We start from the raw sequence: 20,174 nt of genomic DNA, 5'->3' as shown, positions 1-20,174 counted from the left end.
CCGCTACGACCGCCCGGATGGGCACATCAAACCGCCCGAACGAACTCAGATCTGGATAAAACTTGGGGGCAAGGTCACCGGCTAGGTAAGGACGGAGGATTGTTGTCCGCTTACTTGCCCGAGGCCGCGTACTGGGCGTTGCAGGTTGACTTGAAGAATGGGCGATTGAAGTTCATCGAAGCAACCTTCTTCAAAAGGCGTCATGGATATGGTGATCTGATCAGCTTAAATTTCTCGGAGACGCCGCCGAAGCAACCGTGAATAGGATCTACGATCGGGCGGAGGGATAGGCAGATTCGGGCGGCGGAGCTACCCCGGAGCGTTTGAGCAATGGTGGAGGATTTCCGCGATTGAGGAACACTAACTCGCAGCGAATTCTTACAGAGGCTTCCGTCAGGATGGAACGGTGCCGGCGACTGAATACTTTCAAGGCGCATTCGGACAAAACGTAATTCGGAGCGCTGTAGAGGGTGATCGCGGCCAGCCTGGTGGAGCAATGCTGCGATTCGGCGTCTTGCGAGCTGACCTTAGCAGCAGGCATGATGAGACATCGGAGGTGCCTAATGTTAGCGCCGCAATTGACTTCGCCGCTACGGACACTGGGGGACGACCGAGGCATATGTTGTCTGAATGCACCGCAAAAGAGTCAACGCGGCCGAAGGGTATCCGGAGCCGGACCCTGAACGCGGGAGAAAATGTCACAGCCGGTAGGGAAAATTTGCCCACCTCGGCGGTTTAGTAAGATGGACTGTGACTGTTTGCGGTTGTGTTCCCACGGATTCGTGAGATGCTCAACAGACTGAAAGACGCAATTGGGGGGGATACTTGTGCGCTTACAAGCCGCCGCCGAAGCTTCTGCCCGGCTTCCCTGAAGCCGTGCCCATCAAACCCAAGACACCGTTCGGTAAAGATGGACGCAAACTGCGGAAGCGATGGAAGGATTCGGATGGCACGATTTATGAATGGGATTACCAGCACGGAACGGTAGAAAGATACAATAGCAACGGAGACCATCAGGGCGAGTTTCGCCCTGACGACGGGACTAAGATAGGCCCTGCCAAACCTCGGAACGTAGAACCATGAACGCGGCACATCGACTAGTCGGCTACGATCGTCAGACCGAGTTGGAAAAATTCGAGGTCGCTATTCCGCAGCGCTTCCTCGGAGAAATCCGCAACGTGGTCCGGTTCGACAGAGACGATCCAAAGGCCACCGGCTGCTACCAGTTGACCAGCGAACAGGCCCGGCGAATCGCCGGCATGGTGCACAGAGATCGCCTGCCAAACGGGCTGGATTTTTTCTTTGAGGCCTACGCCGCTAATTTGGATTACTGACAATCTTTTTATAGTGCGGACGCCCTAGCCTCACGAAAGAGCCAGGCTTTTTGCTGTGGCGCTGCTGCCGCATCTCGACGGGCTGCTTCTGATAGTTGGCGGTCACAGCAAGCTGCGATCTACCGATGTAAGTTGAGACGCCTCACTCAGTAAGAGTTTGCATCATCCGGTCGTGATAGCCAGCGCTGGGAGGCGCGAAGTCCTAGTTCCGAGTAACCGGCCATATATGTACCGAACCTCTCGATCGTCTCAGTGGCTTCTATCCCCTTCTTCCGCGCCGCCGCCCCCTTGCCGCCCGTCCTAGCCGCGCTGCCGGCGAGCACATCGGCGACATCATACTCATAAAGCTTGTGTCTGCCGGTCTCGCAGCGCGCGGTTGATCGCATCTTGCGGTTTAGAGCAAAGATGTTACTCAGAACCGGGGATACAACACTGAAAGCTGGTTGCCGCAGCCAAGCAGACAAAGACTATCGCGCCGTCGCCATGTCATTCACAGGGAATAACATGTAAGCCTATCGAGAGTGGGCCCGGATAGGAATTCAGCCGATCTTCTCCTGCCGGACCATTAAGTAGTGCTATTCTAATTGAAGGGGCTCGCGCCCTATTCGGTTTCCTTGCAGGACCCTGCAATCGAGACCTTCGGCGCGCGCGCTCGACCGTGAGCAACGCATCTCCGCTAACCGGCTCCCAATCCGAGATATGAATTTAGCTTTTCAGCCATCTTCTCGGCCCTGTAGTCGATAAATTCTTCGAAAGCCTCCTTTCGGAGGAGATCCTCTCTACCTACAAAGAATAACTGCTGCGAAGCGCATTCGCGCTGATTCTGCTTTAAGGAGCGCCACACGTCGAAGGGATCGCGGTCGCCAAGCTCAGCGTTATCCGCTTGAGAGAGTATGGCGTAGTTTGCGGCCGTGTTCAACCGGTCGACAGGAACGTCGAGTTGCTGCATATACTGCTTCGGAAAAATGTGGTGCACGGCCAACGGGTCTGCCTGCAAGTTCTCATACAGAACATGCCGCAACAAACGTCCGGACGGCCAGCTTTTGGCATCATTTGCGCAGAGGAAAGCAAGGTAGACCTGCATAAGAGGCGAATACAAGCCAGCCGCGCTCCGCACGTCCTCTTTTCGGATTTTAAACAGTCGATTGTTCGGAATGCGCTCGAACAGCATGCGACATGATTTTGCTTGATCGCCGTTTGCCTTTGCAATTGCGTTTACGAAACCGTTGACCGTTGTTTCGGATGCCCCCCGGAAAAGGCTTCGCAAGCCGGAGATCAGCAAATACCGCCGAACGTATTCGGCATCTTTGGCTTTCAGCGATGATTTCCCACTCTTCGCAAGCAGGTAGACGACGGGGATAAGTGCGTTGGTAGAAGGAAGCCATCGACGAGTCGTCCATCCGATCTCGGACCTAACAAAATCGACTGTCGCACGGATGGCACGCTCCGTCGAACGCCAGGAAGCCTCCACCTCGCCGGTGTCTTCAGCCCAGTTCTTTGGCAGCTTCGAAAAGCTGCAGTTACCCCTATGGACAGTTACCAGACAACGTACGAGGAAGATGAAATTGATCCCCAGACTACGCATCTCGCGCTCGCTCGCGACTGCGCGCATCGGACCTACGATCTTCTTGGTAGCCGCGGACGCCAAGCGAGCCGCCTCAACGTCACCAGCCGAAAGAGACGTGCCCCCCTTGTTCAGCCGCCGGAACAACTGAAATGCGTTCTCTTCGTCTTCGTCCGGAAATTCTTCGCAGAGAGCCCTTCTCTGGAAAAGATTAGCGAGCTTATGGAGTCTCTCTCGGTAGATGGCTTCGTTTCGATTGTTCTTTCCCAACTTCTGTTGACTGCGGACGCCAGCGATAACTTGTTCAATTCGCTTTAAAGTGGCAGCGTGCTCTTCGCGGGAGGTCGGGATTATCTCCGAAAGAGGAATGATCAATGGATCATCAGCCTCAATGCGCTTCGCCAAGGTCTTCTTCATCGCACCTAAATAAAAGCGCTCGTTTTCGAGGTCGAAGAACGCCCGCTCCGAAAGCGATCCATTTGCCGAACTTCGAATTGCTAAGGACAGCGAAGTCAAGCGCTGCTGCCCGTCCAAGAGAAAGCCGTAGAAACCGTCCATCTTACGAGCTGGTAGGGAAGTGCCGCCCTTTGCCTTCACTGGATGATCGCTGGTTGTTTGCCAAACATAGAACGAACCGATCGGCCAGCCGCGGTACAGCGAATCCAGCAATTCCACCACCTTTTTTGATCTCCAAACATAGTCTCGCTGCATTATCGGCAGCTGAATCTCGCCGCTGTCAAACCGCTGAACCAAATCACTCACGAAAAGATCCATAGCCCTGCCCCCTAAGGCGATTCGAAAATATCGGAAGTTGTTACATTTCTTGATTTAACTTGGAAGTGGCCTTCTGAAACATATCGACAACGACCGTTGCTCGATATGTTCAAAGGGCCAGCTCGCGAAATTCAATCGCTACATCGCCTACTCTCGCGTCCCCACGCAGCGGCAGGGGCGGAGCGGCCTCGGACTAGAGGCCCAACGGCACGTCGTAATTGAGCGCCTATGCGGCCGGGGGGGGGGACAAACAGGTCTCCGAATACACCCAGATCGAAAGCGGCGACGTATAGACCGGCCAAGACTCGCGGAGGAACTTGCAGCATGCCGGCTGCACCGAGCCATCCTTATCATCGCCGAGCTTGATCCGTTGGCTCGAAACGTTGCCTTCGTCTCGAACCTAATGGGAGCCCGGGACCGAGTTCGAAGCAGTCGATTTCCCCGAACTAAGCGCTTATCGATCCATATTTTAGCCGCCCTGGCAGAGAACTAGGCTCAGGCGATATCCGAGCGGAGCCGTGCCGCTCTGCCGGCCGTCAAGGTCCGAGGATCGGCGTTATCACACGAGAGGCTATCGATCGCGGCTACGGCTCAGCCAACTGACATAGAACCCTGAGCCTGCTGGCGTACCGGAATAGAACATCGAGGAGTTGTTCGGCCGCAAGCTTGCGTTGCGGCCCCTCATACGTTCTGAACCTACGCGATAAGATGGACGAGTAGCAATGCGCTCTATTCCGCTGCCGACCGTGGACGCGAGGTGAACAACGATCGCCCATGGATTAGGAACCTCTTCCGCGCGCAACAAATACGTTGCGGTTTGCGAGTGCTAGTGCAACAATTGACCGGAGTGCTATTTTGAGCGGCCGCGGTGCGCGGCAAGCGCCTCAGCCTGTATCGCTAGACTTTGTAAATCATGTTCGGAGAGGCCGCGGCTCGCCGTACGAAGTCTTTCGAGAAGCGCAGCCCGATTCGAACCCTCTTTGCCATCTTCGGGAACACCCAATAGGACGTTCGGCGTAGTGGCCAATACCTTGCTGATGCGTAGAAGCGTCGACAGGTCCGGCTCACGGTCGCCAGTAACATAAAATCCGTACCTTCGTTCACTCAACCCCGCGCGACGTGCGACCTCGGCGTTTGAAAGTCCGAGTTCCTTAGCGCGCGATCGCAGCTTCTGCCCGAGTACCTGCATCAGAACAATCTGTTCTGACGCGCCTTGCACGGTCCATGTAACTAATGTACGGTGTAACGTACATTATGTACCGAAGCGAACGATACCTTCATTAGGAGTAGCCATGAGCGCCATCTCACCTGAAGCCCGAGCACTGAAGGTTGAAATTAAACATTCAGCACTTCAAAGAGAACTGTCCGAGAATCAGAGCGATGATTTCGAGCTCATCCAGCTTGACACTACGTTTATTACGCTGATTTCGCAGATTTCCGGCTTTGAGCCCCGGCAAGATGGGAGAATTGACCTTCAGGCGCGGCCAAACCGGCGGAGCGCTTTGGAGGAGGTCCGCCAAACCCGCAGAATCGAAAAGGTCCTTGCTCGCCTGGACCCCGTCGAGCGGGCAATTATGGCCATACCAGCGCGGACGATCGTAGGTCTTGGCATTAAGGCTCGCCACGCAGCCTACGTGGTGTCAGAGCATTGGGATGCGCCGATCGAGCAAATTGACCGCGACGCTCAGGCCGTTAGGCTCTTGATTGAAGCGGTTTGCAAAGTCGCCGGAATAGGCTTGCCTTTCCCTGGCAATTCAGGCCGCTGAGGTCACGAGATAAAGCGTCGATCGTCGGTTTTTCTACCGAGGGACGCTCGTCCAGCTCAGACGACTACGGAATCGGCTTCCCTTTACTTAACCCAGTGAACCAATCCTGGTGTCATGTAGACCAACGCCCCGCGTCGTGCCTTCGTTGCGCGAAGGTAGTCTTTGAGTTGGCCGCAATGAATCCGCACAATCTCCTCGGACGGATTGACGTCGCTCTTCCAATCGAGAACGACCTCAGCGCGATCACCGTCGAATGCGATGGCGTCGATGCGGCCGGCGAGCGCGTTGCACTGCGAGCCACTCTTGAACAATGCATATACCGGCCATTCCGGAATCAATCGGTCCCGAAGCGCCACGACTTCCGGAAGCTGCAAGGTCCGCCAAACGGTGACCGCGATCTCGTCCGCGTCCGGCAGTCCGTCGCCGCCCTCTGGATCCATGACCAGTTCCGCAATCAGCTCGCGGGCTCGCCCGGCCAAGCGCTCAACATCTTCGACGACTTCATGGGTCAGCACTTCTTCCATCATCTTGTGCAGGAGAAGACCGCGCACACGTCCCGCGCCGACAGGCAGATCGACCTCGGGCGCATCGCCGGCATCGAGCGTGATGGCCTCGACCGCTTCTAGGCGATCCGGATCAAGATCGCTCGGCCGGACCCAGATCAGCGGAATGGCCGCTTCTTCGACGATCGCGCGCTCGGTGGCGAACAGCTCAGCGGTCTGCATATTCGGCGGGTCGGCGATCGTCGGCATCGGCGCCGGCGTCAGGCGGGAGACGTCCAGCTCGGGCAATGCGTGATGGCCTAAATTGACGACGCGAGCCCAGGACTTCTGCTCGGCCTGCGCCAATTCCGGAACGATCAGCAGTTCACGGGCTCGCGTACAGGCCACGTACCAAAGCCGTTCGCGTTCGCGCATCTGGCTTTCGTCATCGGTCTCGAGCGCCGCGCGCAGCTCAGGCGGTACCACGTCGCCGATCACCCAATGCAGCGTGTCGTCATCAGCCCGGTGCACAAACGGCTCGCGGGAGCGCAGCAAGGTCGCGGTGTTGATCGGGATCACTACCGGCCATTCGAGGCCCTTGGCGCTGTGGATGGTGATGATCTCGATGGCGTCTCCGTCGGCATCGACGCGGCCTTCGCTGTAGGCGGCCCCATCGCGCCAATCGCGGCTCACGTCGCGGGCGAAGCGCTTCATGCCTTTGATGCCGTAGGGCCGCGCCCGTTCGAGCAGCGCCTCGACGTTGGCGGCGGCTCGCGCGCTGCGGTCGCCTTCGCGCGCGCTCAGGATCGACCGCACAGCCAGCCGCTCGACGGCTTCGGCGAGGAGAAGCGCGGGGGTCGTGGCCCGCGCCCGACGGCGCAGGTCCTGGAGGATCGTGAGGACCCGCCGCGCCACGGGATGAGCGACGTGATCGGGATCCGTCGCGAGCGAGAACCGTGGGATGGCGTCGGGCCGATCTGCAAGCGGCGGCAATCCTGCGGTGATGTCGAGCAACTCCTCTTCGCTGAGGCCCACGAGCGGACCGCGCATCAAGGCGCCGAACCCCAAAGTGTCGCCGCCATCGGCCAGCACGCGTAGGAGCGCGACCAGGTCCTGCACCTCCTGGCGGCGGAACAGGCCTTTTCCGGCTTGGGAGGCGATCGGGAGTCCCCGGGCTTCAAACGCGCGCTCGTACCGCCACAGCTCCGAGCCCGTCGGGGCGAGCAGCGCGATGCCGCCCGGCGTGAGCGGCGCAAGCGCGCCATCTTCGTCTTGGACCGTCACGTTGCCGATCAGCCGCACACAGAGATCGGCGACTGCTTCGGCTTCGGCGTCGCGGATCCACGCCGCCCGCGAATCCGGCGGCAGATCGATCGTTATTTTGGCGGCGCATGGCAGATCGCGATCGGGCGGATCAAGCGTTGGCGCGAGCTCCACGTAGCCCGGCTGATTTTGGGCGGAGAGCGGTGTAGCGAAACAGCGGTTGATGTGGCTCAGGATTCCCGGCCGTGAGCGGAAGTTCGCCGTGATCTGGACGATGTTGTTCGGCCAGCGCCGGGCGATCGCACCCCGCGCCTCCGCGTAGGAGCCGACGTCGGCGCCCCGGAAGCGGTAGATCGCCTGTTTGGGATCGCCTACCATGAAAGAGCGCCAGCGCGCAGGAGGCTGTCCTGCCACCGCGGCGGGCTGTCGTCAGCGGCGATGCGAAACAGGATCTCCGCCTGGACCGGGTCGGTATCCTGGAATTCGTCGACGAAGACGTGGCGATAGCGCTGCCCCAGCGCGCGACGGACCGCATCGTGTCTGCGCACGAGCGCGCGCGCCCGCTCCAGGAGATCTTCGAAGTCGAGAACGGCGGCTGCGCGTTTGAAGGCGGCATAGCCGGCAAGCACCTCATCGAGCTCATCGGACAATTTGGCGACCAGCGCGGTCGCGACACGGCCGAGGATGACGCGGTAGCAGTGATCCACCCGCGCAAAGTGGCGGCCAGCCTCGGCGTTGAGCTCGGCGCCGCGATCCTTGCCGGCGGCCTTGTCCCATGCTGTTTTGGCCCTTGGGGTCAGCAGATCGAACGTGTAGCGCCGCATGCAAGGCAGGCGCGCCGGGTGAGCGAGCCGCCAGAGCGTGTCGAAGACAAGCGCCGTCGCGAAGCTGCCGGCGAAGTGATTGGCCAGCGTCTCAAGCTGTCCAACCACGTCGAGCGTCTTGGGTTCGACAGGCTGCGCCGAAAGCCAGCGGCGGAAATCAGCGACGGCCTCGACGAGGTCGATGTCCGGCCGGCCGGTGAGATCCACCCCGGGCGCCCGCGCGCCGCGATGTTCCAAGCGAAACCGCGCAAGGTTTCGCAAGGTGGCGGCAACGTGATGTGGATCGTACTGGGAAAGGGAGGCGATCGGATCGTCGGCCCGCGCCGGTCCGTTCAGCCGCCTTCTGAACCATTGCTCGAACACGGCCTCGAACGCGGCTTCGGCCTGCGTCGCATCGAGGATGCGCGCTCCGGGATCGATATCGGCTTCGACCGCATAGCTGCAGATGATGGTCTGGCAGAACGCGTGGATCGTCGTGGCGGTCAATTCATCCAGCTTGCCAGCCGCCTTGGAAAGGGCGCCCCGCTGCCCTTCGGTCGGCCCGTCCGGCAGAGCCTCCCGCAGCGGTTTTGGGATACGGCCGGCGAGCAGATCGTCGACATAGCGGTGGACGCGCGCGCTGAGCGCACTTGCCGCAAGCTCCGTGAAGGTGATGGCGGCGATGGAGCTCGGTTAGGCGCCGCTCATCAACAGCATCGTCAGGCGACCGGCCATGAGCGCGGTCTTGCCGGTGCCCGCCGCCGCCTCCACCAGCAGCGTCCGATGGAGTTCTGTGAGCGCCCGCAGGCGCGCGGCTTCATCGGCGAGCTTCGTCATCGCACGCTCCATATTCTGGCGAGGTCGCCGAAGGCGCGGCCCAAGGCTGCTTGTTTGATCTGGAAATAGACCGCCGGCGCGGCCGGCAGCGCCAAGGCGAAATCATTCCAGTCCTCGCGTGCGTCTGGGCCGGGCAAAGCCACGCCGCGGCGCAAGAGATCGACGGCCGCGCTGAGATGCGCGCCGATATCAGCGATCGCCTGATCGATATCGGGAAGATTGTAGGGCCTTGGCCGATCGGTCCCGAGGAAGACCAGGCGCGCAATGACCCGCGGATTGTCCGCCACAAGCTGGCGCGCGGCCAGGGCATAAAGAACGCGCTGCAGCTCGGTGCCGCGCCCGAGAACGATCTCGTTCGCTTTCGCGGGTTCGGCCCCGGTCTTGTAGTCGGAGACGCGGACGCCGTTGTGCGCACTATTGAAATCCACCCGATCGATGCTTCCGCGAATGCGCAACCCGGCGCCGGGGATGATTACCTGGCCTGTTGGCGGCCAAAGCAGACCCCCGGCAGGGGTCGTCCCATCATCCTCGCGGCCGAAGGCCAGTTCGGTCCAGCTGCGCGTGACCGGCTGAAACGCCTCGTCGAGCGTCAGCGCCTTCAGCGCGAGATCGCGTGCGGCCGTGAGCGTGTGGCGCCACAAGAGGACTGGGGGAGTCGAACGCTCGAGCGGCCACTGTGCCTCGATGGCGGCGGACGCCGCATCGAGGGCGTTCTCGATCTCATGCCGAGCGGCTCGCACGTAGCCCGGATCGGGTTCGAGCGCGTCGACCGTACGTTTCAGCATCTCGTGCACGAGCTCGCCAAAGACGCGTGCGTCGAGCGACAAGGGCTGTTCGTCTTCGACCAGCTGGCGCCAGCCCAAGGCATAGCGCCAGACGAAGGCGAGCGGGTCGCGCAGCATGAGGCGAAGCGATGTTGCGGACTGCACCTGAGCGATGGCGCGCGCGATGACAGGATGATCCTCGCGCACGCGGCCGTCATGAGCGGTGACCGCAGGGCTTCGGTGATTGCGCCAGCAGGCGCCAGCCGCTCGCAGCATGGGCGAGCTCGCCGCCTCTTCGGGCCGCGCAAGCAGGCGATCAGCTTCGCTGAAGGCATGGCTCGGGATGCGTGAGCGTTTCAACGCTGTGGCGCGCGGGTCGTGCGGCACGAGCGGACTGGGCGTCTGCAGGCCGCCTTGAGCGTTGCGACGACTCCGCGAGAGCACCAAAGCGCCGCCGGCCTCCGCAGTGATGATCGCATAGGCCCGCCGGTCCTGTTTGGTGAGCGACTCGGAATCGAGGGCCTCGCGCGACAGGATGTGGCTCGGAATCAACGGATCTTCGCCGGATCGCCGCGGCCACGATCGCGTCGTGAGGCCGAGCAGGCGGACGAAGCGACGCGGGGCTGCTGCGAGGTGACTCGCCGGACACCAGACCGCACAGGCGCCCGGATCGTGGCCATCGGGAAGGCGAAGCTCCTGGAGGGAGAATTCGAGCGCTTCCGGCGGCGCGCGGCGCAGCGCCTCGACCCAGAGCGCCCGTGCGGCCCGCCCAAGCAGCGAGCCGCCGGCCTCATCTGCGGCGCCGGCTCGTCTGGCAAGCACCTCCAGGACTGGGTTGACCAGCGGCCGCACGTCGACACCATCGGCGCGGCAAGCATGGGCTTCGTCGAGCGCAAGGCGCCACTGTTCGAGCTCGAAGAGCGCAGCGCCAGGCTGCAGGCCCTGCGCCCAGCTTGCAGGCAGAGCATCGAGGCCGCGGCTGCGTCCGGCGGCGTAGCCGAAGAGCCGGCGGACGCGATCCTGGCTCAGGCCATTGAGCAGGACGTCGGCCAAGGCGGCGCAGACTTGGCCCTCACGCGACGCCAGCGCCGGCACGCCATGCGAGAAATGCAACGGCAGACCGGCGTCGGCCGCCAGCACCAACATGTGGTCGTCCCAATCCTCGGTCGCCGTGGCGCAGACGGCAATCTCGTGCGGCCGGGCGCGCCCCGACGAGATGAGCTCACGCACCCACCGCAGGGCCTCGACGACCTCGGCCCGCGGCGAGGCGCAGGAGACGATCTCGGGCGAGGCCGGTGTGGATCGCGCATCGGAGCCAAGCTCGCCGCTGAACCACGCGGCATCGGGATCGCCGGGATTGCGCCAGGCGAGCCGCACTTGCTGCGCGAGCGCAAAGAGCAGCGGGCGCCAAACCGGGGCGACGCGCACGAGCCGATCAAGCTCGACCGCGCCCAGGACCGCTGGCGCGTGCGTCACGCGCTTCAAGGCGGCATCGCGTAGATCTGGCGGCGACAGGACGCCCGCGGGCAGACTCGCGCGCACGCGCGCCTCGATCGTCATGAGATCCTGGAGCCGCGCGCTCGCATGGACCTGGTCAGCCAATGCGAAGTCGTCGTTCCACAGCCGAGTCAGCGTCCAAGCCACCGACCGCGTCATCCCGGGCAGAGGATGCATTCGAGTTCGGCGAAACCGCCTGCCCCAACCGCCGACCGGATCGCCGGGTCAAGGTCCTGGGTTCGGGTCGGGCGCGTAAAGCCGCCGGCGAGCCGCGCGGCAAGCTGCGGCAAGGTCATAATCTGCACGCCGGCTTCCGCCTCTCGCGCGGCGGCGATCCGCCTCATGCGGAAGGCGAGCGGCCCCTCAACAATGATGGTTCGACGTTTCACAGTCCCCCTCAATCACGTCTTCAGCTCCTGGCCAATAATGCAAACCTTGCAGAATTGATCGCAAGTTTGCGCAGAAGCCCGCTAGGATACGATTGGTGCCACTCCGACTATTGAACTCTAATCAGTTTTGAAATCGATCGGCACTGTAGAGCTGAAGGCGGTGCCAAGCTGGTTCTAAAAATAACAATTAGATACGACCGCCGATTCTACGCCGCGGAGAGGCGCTTTTATCTTGCCGGGAGTAATCGGGCGCTTCTCCGCGTTCTGCTCCGACATGATCGTCTCCTCTGCTTGATATTATACGGCTGCACACGAGCGGTCGACAACGTGGCATTGGTCCGGCTTTCGTCATGATCTGGGGGTGATGACATCTGGTGGTCCATCCAGGAGTTCGTGCTCAGCCCCGCCAGCCATGCGGGCGCACATGTCGTCGTCAGGATCGCGGGGCAACACAGACACAGTAGCGCGCTCGACGTCTCAATCGAGCTGTCGTCGCCGGCAAGATAACGTGCTCTCCGCATCCGCTTCGATCCACCAAACGCCTCTCCGCCGACCGGCGGAAGCTCAGCCAATCTTCTGTCGTCGCACTGTCTGTCAGACGGCGCTCGCCAGAGCTCTCACATAGCGGCGGCGAGCGCCGTCGGGTTGCTAAAACTCGGTTCGGCTGCACTTTCATCTTCGGCTGCGAACCGGAACACAGATCCATCGATCCACATGCGATGCATGACCACCGCCAGCTTACGCGCAACGGCCACCACCGCGCGTTTGTGGCCACGTTTGGCTGCGATCCGAACACCCCAGGCCTTGATGCCGCACCATTTCTTGGAGCGCACCAGCATCGCGCTCGCAGCCTCGTAGAGCACGGTACGAACCTCCCCATCGCCGCACTTCGAGATGTGCCCTTCGATGTCGATCGATGTGCCCGTCTGTATGCGGCGGGAGGTCAGCCCAAAATGCGCCCCCACGGTCTTGGACTTGCTGAACCGGTGCGGATCGTCGATCGCTGCCTTGAAGGTCAAAGCGGTCACGGGACCAACGCCTGGAATGGCGCAGAAGCGCCGGCAGAGCTCGTCCCGGCCGACCATTTGAACCAGCAAGTCGTGCAGCCTCTTGTACTCGGCCCATAGTGCTTCCCAGGCCCGTAACATGCATTCCGTTATGCCCCCAATCAGACTGTCATGAGCCACCAGGTCTCGCACCCGCGCCGTAAACGAGGCCCGCTGAACCCGCGGTCCAACCAACAGACCGAACACCTTCAGCGACTGTCTGATCTCGTTTTCGATGTCGAGCAGCTTGCGCTTGAGCGTCCGGCGGTGAGCGAGGAGCAGCCGTAGTTTATGGCTCTCCGGGCTCTTGACGTGGACCGGCCGATACCATCCCGCCCTCACCAGATGCGCCAGACCGCGCGCGTCATTCTTGTCGGTCTTGTTGCGCTGGGCCTGCAGCGCAGCCGCTGCCTGCCGTGCTTCCAACAGCACCATGGGAAGGCCCAGGGACACGAGCTCACGGTGCAGCCAAGGTGCTACACTGCCTGCTTCATGGCCGACCTTGTCGAGCCGCGGCACATACGGCGCAAGCGCTTCAAAGATGATCGCCGGATCTGTCAAAACGCTGGATTCGAACACGATGGTGCCGTCGCGGCTGTTCATCACGCAGATCGCGGTCTTGGTGCTCGAGGTGTCGAGTGCTGCTGAGAGTTTCATCGGCGGACGTCCTCTTCGGCGAATCAATGTTGATTCACCGCAATGCTGCGCCTTTGCCGCCAACACTGTCTCGTCTTGCGCGCGCCCGATTACGCCGACACTTTAATCGGCCGGATGTTCTGCCTCTCAGCCGCGATCGTCTTCGTCGTTTTCGCCATCGGTGCTCTCCATCTTCATCGTCAAAAACACGCCTGCAGCGCGGTCTGATCTGCAGCTCTTCGACAGCGAGGAGTCCCAGTGCGCCGTGCAGCTTTCCGCGCTCAGCGACGGCGTGGCGCGGCTGCACGATGGCAGCAGCATAGCCGTTGCGGCGCAATTTTCCATCGGTCTGACGGAGCCACGTCACAGGCAATTTCGCGCGATCGCGCCGCCCTTTCGGGTACCGCGTCGCAGGCAAGATAGCGTGCGTTCCGTCATCTCTGATCTGCACCGGTCCTCATCCGCTGACAGCGGAGCTCCATCAATTCGCGCGTCGTCCGCGACGCTTATTCGTTGCTGCCGGGCTGTTGCTATGGTTCATGCCAGCGGTCCCAGCAGCCTGCGGTCCTTGCGCTTGGCATGGGCGGCCGCGTCGGCGGTGCTGACGGCCTGATCGCCGCAATACGCCGTGCCGTCGCACCACATCGCGTGCATGATCACCGCCAGTTTGCGCGCCACCGCGACCACCGCCTTGCGGTGTCCAGACCGCTTGGCAACCGCCAGTCCCCAGGTCTTCACCTTGTCGCGACGCTTGAAGCGCGTCAGCAGCGCGCTCGCCGCCTCGTAGAGCGCGCGCCGCACATCGGCGTCGCCCGCCTTGCTGATCGGCCCCTGCACATCGATCGAGGTGCCCGACTGCCAGCGCCGCGACGTCAGGCCAAAATACGCCGCGACATCGCGTGACCGCCGAAAGCGCGACGGATCGTCGATCGCCGTCATGAAGCTCAGCGCGGCGATCGGCCCGACGCCTGGAATCTGCATGAAGCGCCGGCACAGCTCGTGTCCGGCGACCAGCTTGACGACCAGGCCGTGCAGCCGACAGTACTCCTTCCACAGCGCCGCGCGTGCGTTCAGCATGGCATCGATCAGCTCGCTGATCAGCGCGTCGCCGGCCACCGCGTCGCGCACGGCCTGCGCAAAGGCGCCGCGGCCGATGCGGTTGAGCCGGATGCCGAACGCCTTCAAGGAGTGCCGGATCGCGTTCTCGAGATCGAGGAATTTGCGTTTGAGATTGCGGCGATGCGTCAGCAGCAGTCGCAGCCGATAGCACGGCGCGGTCTTGATGTGCGCGCGCCGGAACCAGCCAGTGCGCATGATGTGCGCGATACCGAGCGCGTCCGCACGGTCGGTCTTGTTGCGCTGCGCATGCAGCGCGGCGCGCACGTGCTGGGTCTCCAGACAGATCGCCGGCAGGCCGAGACGGAGCAATTCGCCATGCAGCCACGGCGACAGCGCGCCGGCCTCATGGCCGACCCGCCGCAGCCGGCCGAGATACGGCGACAGTGCTCCCTTGATCGCGTCCGGGTCGGTCATCACCGCGACCTCCAGCAGCACTTCGCCCTTGTCGTCGACCACACAAATCGCGGTCTGATCCATGCCGACATCCAGTCCGCAGAAGAACTCCATGGCGCGCCTCCTGTGTTGGTGAGAGCGCGCATTCTGCATGGCCGCCGCTGCCGCGTCAGCTGACGGACGGTCAGGCCGATTACGGACGGCAGCTTCCTTCCAAAGCAGATCGCCACGCCTAAGGCTTCAAACGCCAGGCCGCGTTTCTGTGGCCGCAGAAAATCCACCGTGGCACATCCCCGTCGCTTTGATGCCAGACAGGATTCGATGCCCTGAGGAGAGCCATGAAACAGGCTGCGTCCATCAGAGCTCTCCTTTGAAGGCCCTATCGAGAATGGCGCGGCCCAAAGCTTCGACCTCCGCCGTGGTCTTAACTTGTAACTTGCTTACCTTTGTAAGCCCCCGAACAACACCGACTAGGTGGCTTTGCGTCGCTTTACTGGGTAGCTTCATTTGCAGGTTCAAAAAATCCTGAGGATTCAGACGCCGACGGCGGACGTTCGTCCCGCCACTTTGACCCGAGAGTGAAGGCCACACCTCGGGTGAACGGAAATGAATATCAAGAACCTCGGGCGCTATGGCTGTCTCATCGATCTCGAAGACAGGAAACTCAGTAGATACAACCATTCCATCACAATCCGGCGGCACGACACCAAGAGCCCCCTCCCACGCCATGAGCTTAGGATATACAAAATTTCCTTGGTGAACCCGAGTGAGCTTCCGATAGGAAAATTCATTCCCCATCTTGTTGACGCTGCGGAATATCCCTCGGCCGAACGAATAGACGCCAGCAAATTGGTACTGTTGATCTGGTTGAACCACGACATCCGGAGCGCGCAGCCTAACCAGATCGCGAAGGCGAACGAAATGCCCCGAACTGTCGGAACTCAGGATTGACCGAGGAATAGCCAGCACACCATGCGCCGTTTCGCGTCGAAGTGCCTGAACAAGTCGCAATCGAGCGACCAATTCTTCTATCTTAGCCACAATTCGGCGTTGCTCTTCTAGTGCCGGAAGAGGGATCATGACTTCTGGAAGCCGCTTTAAGGCAAGGACCCGATTACGGCCCGCCGAGCCAGGGCAGATCCGGCCGATCTGTTCCAACCCCTCTTTGGTGCAGAGGTATCGGACGAGAAATGGCGGAAAGCATTGCGTCTCGTCCACGCGAAATGTTGGATAACGAACCGAACCATACAGGCCGTCCTCTGCTTTCGAGCAGAGCGCGATCGCACCTTCCCAAGCAAAAGTGATCTGCAGGATCACATCCCCCTCCTTCATCAGAAAGAGAGCTTTATCTCCAACCTCAAGTCCAGAACGTGGACGCTTATGAAAGATGCCGCGACCGTAGCTAAAAATACCAATTTCTTGATATTCGTGGTCGGCGATGACATCAACGGGACGGCGTTCGAGCCGGAGAAGTTCACCAAGGCTGACCTGCGGCCACGCGGCGCTCATGCGCGGTCCTCAAGCGCACCTTTGATCTCCCGAAGAAGGTCGGCAATCCGGAGCTCCTTTTCAAGAACGTCGTCGACTAGCTGCTGTGGTGGCAGGTGCTCAAGGTCGACGGCTCCCTTTGGATTCTTTCGATCCAGATTGCAGTTTGTGCCTAGCAGCTCCTGTACGGGCACTTTCCAGGCTTCGTCGTTCTCCTCACGCTTTGTCCACCAAGCAATGCAGTTCTTAAACTCATCAAACTGCAAGGGCTGCGTCTTGGTGTAGTTCTTACGCCCCTCCGGCAATGGCAGTTCATAGTACCACACGTCTTCCGTTCGCCCAGAGCGATCGAAGAAGAGAATATTGGTTGGAATGATTGTATACGGCGAAAATACCCCGTTAGGTAGGCGCACGATTGTATGTAGATTGAACTCCTTTAAGAGCTCTTCCTTGATGCGTGCGCAAACACCGTCGCCGAATAATGTGCCATTCGGCACAACGACAGCAGCCCGGGCGGGCCGGCCAACATTGCTCGGCCGACGATGCAGCTTGCGCATAATGAGTTGAAGGAACAAGAGAGCCGTTTCGGAAGTCTGCCGATCCTCGGGGAAGTTCCCCTGAATTCCTTTCTCTTCCTCGCCTCCGAAAGGAGGGTTGGTTAGGATGACATCAACCCGCTCCTTCTCTCCAACTTCGGAGAGCTTGAACCGCAGTGCGTTGCCCGGATCGATTTGTGGGGCATCGAGCCCATGCAACAATAGGTTCATTTGGCCAAGTAGATAGGGAAGCGACTTGGGCTCATAACCAAAAATACTTTCGGTTTGCAGCTGTTTTCGATCGGCTACGGTCTTCACCTGTTTGGACAGATGATTAAAGGCTTCAACGAGAAATCCCCCTGTGCCACTTGCAGGATCGAGCACGGTTTCACCCAATCGCGGGTCCGCTACTTCGACCATGAAGCGGACAACGGGACGCGGTGTATAGAATTCGCCGGAATCACCTGCGGCATCACGCATCTCACGCAGCATTGATTCGTAGAGCGCGCCGAGCGTGTGAAGCTCCTCCGACGAGGTGAAATGAATGTCGGCGACCTTGTTAATCACATCGCGGAGCAGGTAGCCGCTCTTCATGCGGTTATCAACGCCCCGAAATACCGTGCTGATCACATCGCGCCGGTCATCTCCGTTAGAGCTGGATAGAGCGCGCAAATAAGCAAAAAGGCCTGGTCCTTTCTTGCCAGTCGGAAGTCGCGTTTCGTCCTGATTGATAAAGGACAACAGCTCATCGCCAGTAATGCCCTTGGGATCGGCCGCCCAGTCGCGCCACCGGTACGGAGCATCGATGGCGGCCCGGAATTTCTTACCACCGAGCTTGGCCTCCTCCTCACGCTGTTGCTCCAGGTCGTCCAGGAACTTGAGAAACATGATCCAGGTGAGCAGGGGCAGCCGGTCAAGATCCCCATTGAGGCCCTTGTCCTTGCGCATAATCGCGCGAGCGGTTTTGAGCAAACCGCCCAGAGCTTGCGCGGTCGTCATCGGTTTCTCAGCGCCGTTTGCCTTCTCGGCCTTTGTTTTCTTGGCCTTCGTTTTCTTGACCTTAGGACTACGAACCATAGAGGATACCTTGCAGATCGGTTACCGCGGCGCGGAGCTGCTCGGGACCTCCGAACAACTTGATGATCTCTCCCGGATTGCCATGATTCGAGATGGGCGGTACATGCAGAACATCCGGCAGCATGAATTGTGCGTCCCCGTGTTCCGCGTATTTTTCGAGCAGTTCGTCGAGAACCTGCCGTGCTTCGGGACCGTACTTCTCGAAAAAGTCTTTGCGTTCCTGTTTCAGGCGCTGCGCTCTTTCCCGCCGGGTGCGCAGGGGCGCGTTAAAGGCCAAATGACAGAGAAGATCGAAAGGGTCGGCATCCGGCTGCTCAGTCTGCTCGGCTAGTTCCTCAAAGCCGACGCCTCGTTCGGCCAAAGCCTGAATGATCTCGTCCCGCTGGGTAGCGTCCGCCCACCGCTTGCGCAACTCCTGCGTCGTCGGACAGAGCGTCCGGATGGTTTCAGCAGCGTAGTCGGTATACCGAACGACACGTAGTTGGTTCCCATTGGGATCGAGCTCGTGGACGAGATGCGCAACGATCGAAACCTGGCCACCGTCAAAATAGAACTTGCGATGCTCAGCTTCGGGCGGCTCGACAATGGAAGGATCTGCTTCTGGAGATACTCTTTCTCCATCCGGCGTGGTTTCGGTCGTAACGACGATGTCGCCCTTGTCGTCCACCTGTTCTTCGGTTATTTGCGTTGGATCATCGTCGAAGGCGGGATCGGCGAACATTCGAGTTGCTGATCCTGTGTAGTCGATGATGTTGAACCAGAGCTTCCCATAATCGTCTCGCAACCGCGTTCCACGGCCGATGATCTGTTTGAATTCGCTCATCGAACCGACAACGCGCGCTAGCACCACATTCTTGCATGTAGGCGCGTCAACGCCCGTCGTGAGTAATTGCGAGGTGGTTAGAATGGCAGGCGTCCGCGTTTCGACATCTTGAAAGCGGCTAAGGTGGCCGCGTCCGATTTGTCCTTCATCGGCCGTAACACGGCAGATGTAGTCAGGGCTTTGACTGTTGATGTCAGCATTTAGATTGACGAGCGCCTCACGCATCTCACTGGCGTGCTCCTGATCGACACAAAACACAATAGTTTTGGCGAACCGGTCGGTTTTCTTGAGAAACTCCGTCAAGTGATGAGCGATCGCGTTCGTACGCGCCCGCAGTGCGATGACCCGCTCGAAGTCCTTGGTCTGGTATTCATCATCGGGTATGGCTCGGCCAAAGCGATCGACCTCGTCCTTGCTGGGCCGCCATCCGGCAGCATCCCATTGAGTGACCACACGATGAACGCGATACGGCGCAAGGAAGCCATCGTCGATCCCTTGACGGAGGCTGTACTCGTAAATTGGCGCACCGAAGTAGAGGTAGGTGTCGCGGTTATCTTCGCGAAGCGGCGTGGCCGTCATACCCAGCTTGTAAGCCGGTTTGAAGTAGTCAAGTATGACGCGCCACGAGCTATCATCGCGGGCGCTGCCACGATGGCATTCGTCGATGATGATCAGATCGAAGAAATCCGGTGCAAAGGACTTAAAGAGACCCAGGCGCCGCTCGTCCTCGGCGAGCGCTTGGTAGATCGCGAAATACATTTCCCGGCTCTGCACGACTTCACCGGATTCGATTTTGTAGCGCGCATCACCGAACGCAGCGAAGAGCCCGTCTTTCGGTTGATCGACCAAGATGTTGCGGTCCGCCAGGTAGAGAATGCGCGGTCGGCGATGTTCGCCGGTCCGATTCCAGCGTGAGGACCATAGCTTCCAGCAAATCTGAAAAGCGACAAAAGTTTTGCCGGTGCCGGTGGCCATGGTGAGCAGAAGGCGCTCACGGCCCTTGAGGATGTCCTCAACGGTCCGGTTAACGGCAATCTGCTGATAGTAGCGTTCGTCCTTGCCCCCGGTATGATTGAAGGGCGTTAGCAATCGCTCGCCGAGATCGGGCTTCGCAAGGCCTTGTCCCGCCTGATATCGTGCCCAGAGATCCTGCGGCGTTGGATAGTCCGAGATGTGGACTTCCTTGCCGGTGAAATAGTCAATCTCGATGATGTCATGCCCGTTGGTGGCATAGGCGAATTTGAGGCTGAGCATTTCCGCGTAAGTGCGGGCCTGCTGTACAGCGTCGGCGGCGGTCTTGTACCCCGCCTTGGCCTCAACCACCGCAAGCGGGAAATCCCGCATGTACCGCAGAAGGTAATCGACGCGCTTCGGCGGCTTGCGAATGAAGCCCTTGCCGACCGGGACAATCCGCCCGTCGGTGATGGTGCGCTGCTCGGCGATCGAATGAGGATCGGTATCCCAGCCCACACTTTGAAGTTTGGGTACAACGAATTTTCGGCAGGTATCCGCTTCTGTCGCCATCAATTCACAAGACCAAATTGGGTTGAGGAAGGAAAGAAGAGCAACTTAAGGCTATCTTA

Annotated in this window: 15 protein-coding genes and 1 pseudogene; 4 read left to right on the top strand and 12 right to left on the bottom strand. The window is 60.3% G+C overall.

The annotated features are described in order from the left end of the window. The 3 genes from QW861_RS30765 to QW861_RS30760 form a co-directional block, all read left to right on the top strand. On the top strand, window positions 1-261 hold a 261-nt coding region (locus QW861_RS30765; protein WP_316193895.1), incomplete at its 5' end, for a hypothetical protein. A gap of 564 nt (window positions 262-825) precedes the next feature. Beyond that, on the top strand, window positions 826-1,083 hold the full coding sequence (locus tag QW861_RS34095; RefSeq protein ID WP_410052341.1) for a colicin E3/pyocin S6 family cytotoxin: 258 nt from the start codon (window positions 826-828) through the stop codon (window positions 1,081-1,083). Beyond that, complete coding sequence (locus QW861_RS30760; protein WP_316193894.1) at window positions 1,080-1,334, top strand: hypothetical protein; 255 nt, start codon at window positions 1,080-1,082, stop codon at window positions 1,332-1,334. The genes QW861_RS34095 and QW861_RS30760 overlap by 4 nt, the downstream gene beginning before the upstream one ends. Window positions 1,335-2,010: 676 nt before the next feature. Here the strand turns inward: QW861_RS30760 and QW861_RS30755 are convergent. Both QW861_RS30755 and QW861_RS30750 read right to left on the bottom strand, forming a co-directional pair. Then, complete coding sequence (locus tag QW861_RS30755; RefSeq protein ID WP_316193893.1) at window positions 2,011-3,660, bottom strand: DUF262 domain-containing protein; 1,650 nt, start codon at window positions 3,658-3,660, stop codon at window positions 2,011-2,013. A gap of 862 nt (window positions 3,661-4,522) precedes the next feature. Further along, window positions 4,523-4,861: a helix-turn-helix transcriptional regulator gene (locus tag QW861_RS30750; protein ID WP_316193892.1), complete on the bottom strand. Its 339-nt coding sequence runs from the start codon at window positions 4,859-4,861 to the stop codon at window positions 4,523-4,525. Window positions 4,862-4,964: 103 nt separating this feature from the next. On the opposite strand from QW861_RS30750, the gene QW861_RS30745 reads away from it, so the two are divergent. Further along, complete coding sequence (locus tag QW861_RS30745; RefSeq protein WP_316193891.1) at window positions 4,965-5,438, top strand: hypothetical protein; 474 nt, start codon at window positions 4,965-4,967, stop codon at window positions 5,436-5,438. An 83-nt stretch (window positions 5,439-5,521) separates the two neighbouring features. Here the strand turns inward: QW861_RS30745 and QW861_RS30740 are convergent, their stop codons facing one another. The 10 genes and pseudogenes from QW861_RS30740 to hsdR form a co-directional block, all read right to left on the bottom strand. Continuing rightward, the gene (locus tag QW861_RS30740) at window positions 5,522-7,561 is read right to left on the bottom strand and encodes a UvrD-helicase domain-containing protein (protein WP_316193890.1); all 2,040 of its coding nucleotides are present in this window, start codon (window positions 7,559-7,561) and stop codon (window positions 5,522-5,524) included. Then, entirely contained in the window at window positions 7,555-8,007 is a 453-nt protein-coding gene (locus tag QW861_RS34090) for a UvrD-helicase domain-containing protein (protein WP_410052342.1), read from the bottom strand. Before QW861_RS34090 ends, QW861_RS30740 begins: the two co-directional genes overlap by 7 nt. A gap of 414 nt (window positions 8,008-8,421) precedes the next feature. Beyond that, a pseudogene (locus QW861_RS34085) lies at window positions 8,422-8,823 on the bottom strand (UvrD-helicase domain-containing protein); the annotation flags it as partial. Next, the gene (locus QW861_RS30730) at window positions 8,820-11,231 is read right to left on the bottom strand and encodes a PD-(D/E)XK nuclease family protein (RefSeq protein WP_316193889.1); all 2,412 of its coding nucleotides are present in this window, start codon (window positions 11,229-11,231) and stop codon (window positions 8,820-8,822) included. The pseudogene QW861_RS34085 and the gene QW861_RS30730, both read right to left, overlap by 4 nt. 8 nt (window positions 11,232-11,239) lie before the next feature. After that, window positions 11,240-11,473 carry a hypothetical protein gene (locus QW861_RS30725; protein WP_316193888.1) on the bottom strand — a complete coding sequence of 78 codons (234 nt, stop codon included), beginning with the start codon at window positions 11,471-11,473 and terminating at the stop codon, window positions 11,240-11,242. Between the two features lie 617 nt (window positions 11,474-12,090). After that, window positions 12,091-13,176 (bottom strand): IS110 family transposase, encoded by a 1,086-nt coding sequence (locus QW861_RS30720; RefSeq protein ID WP_316159468.1) that lies wholly within the window; start codon window positions 13,174-13,176, stop codon window positions 12,091-12,093. 516 nt (window positions 13,177-13,692) lie between these two features. Further along, window positions 13,693-14,781, bottom strand: a complete 1,089-nt coding sequence (locus QW861_RS30715) for an IS110 family transposase (RefSeq protein WP_316193887.1) — start codon at window positions 14,779-14,781, stop codon at window positions 13,693-13,695. A gap of 243 nt (window positions 14,782-15,024) precedes the next feature. Next, window positions 15,025-16,176 (bottom strand): restriction endonuclease subunit S, encoded by a 1,152-nt coding sequence (locus tag QW861_RS30710; protein WP_316193886.1) that lies wholly within the window; start codon window positions 16,174-16,176, stop codon window positions 15,025-15,027. After that, window positions 16,173-17,768, bottom strand: coding sequence for a class I SAM-dependent DNA methyltransferase (locus QW861_RS30705; RefSeq protein ID WP_316193885.1), 1,596 nt, complete (start codon window positions 17,766-17,768; stop codon window positions 16,173-16,175). The genes QW861_RS30710 and QW861_RS30705 overlap by 4 nt, the downstream gene beginning before the upstream one ends. Next, entirely contained in the window at window positions 17,758-20,115 is a 2,358-nt protein-coding gene (gene hsdR, locus QW861_RS30700; RefSeq protein WP_316193884.1) for an EcoAI/FtnUII family type I restriction enzme subunit R, read from the bottom strand. The genes QW861_RS30705 and hsdR overlap by 11 nt, the downstream gene beginning before the upstream one ends. Between the last annotated feature and the right edge of the window lie 59 nt (window positions 20,116-20,174).

The sequence above is a fragment of the Bradyrhizobium sp. SZCCHNRI1029 genome, assembly GCF_032487555.1.
Lineage (GTDB): Bacteria > Pseudomonadota > Alphaproteobacteria > Rhizobiales > Xanthobacteraceae > Bradyrhizobium.
Note: the sequence above shows the minus strand (reverse complement) of the source record. Positions and strands in the feature narration are given on the sequence as shown.

Coding starts and splice junctions, on each gene's coding strand:
- QW861_RS30760 (WP_316193894.1), top strand. CDS start 1,080: ATGAACGCGGCACATCGACTAGTCGGCTACGATCGTCAGACCGAGTTG.
- QW861_RS30750 (WP_316193892.1), bottom strand. CDS start 4,861: ATGCAGGTACTCGGGCAGAAGCTGCGATCGCGCGCTAAGGAACTCGGA.
- QW861_RS30745 (WP_316193891.1), top strand. CDS start 4,965: ATGAGCGCCATCTCACCTGAAGCCCGAGCACTGAAGGTTGAAATTAAA.
- QW861_RS30740 (WP_316193890.1), bottom strand. CDS start 7,561: ATGGTAGGCGATCCCAAACAGGCGATCTACCGCTTCCGGGGCGCCGAC.
- QW861_RS34090 (WP_410052342.1), bottom strand. CDS start 8,007: ATGCGGCGCTACACGTTCGATCTGCTGACCCCAAGGGCCAAAACAGCA.
- QW861_RS30720 (WP_316159468.1), bottom strand. CDS start 13,176: ATGAAACTCTCAGCAGCACTCGACACCTCGAGCACCAAGACCGCGATC.
- QW861_RS30715 (WP_316193887.1), bottom strand. CDS start 14,781: ATGGAGTTCTTCTGCGGACTGGATGTCGGCATGGATCAGACCGCGATT.
- QW861_RS30710 (WP_316193886.1), bottom strand. CDS start 16,176: ATGAGCGCCGCGTGGCCGCAGGTCAGCCTTGGTGAACTTCTCCGGCTC.
- QW861_RS30705 (WP_316193885.1), bottom strand. CDS start 17,768: ATGGTTCGTAGTCCTAAGGTCAAGAAAACGAAGGCCAAGAAAACAAAG.
- hsdR (WP_316193884.1), bottom strand. CDS start 20,115: ATGGCGACAGAAGCGGATACCTGCCGAAAATTCGTTGTACCCAAACTT.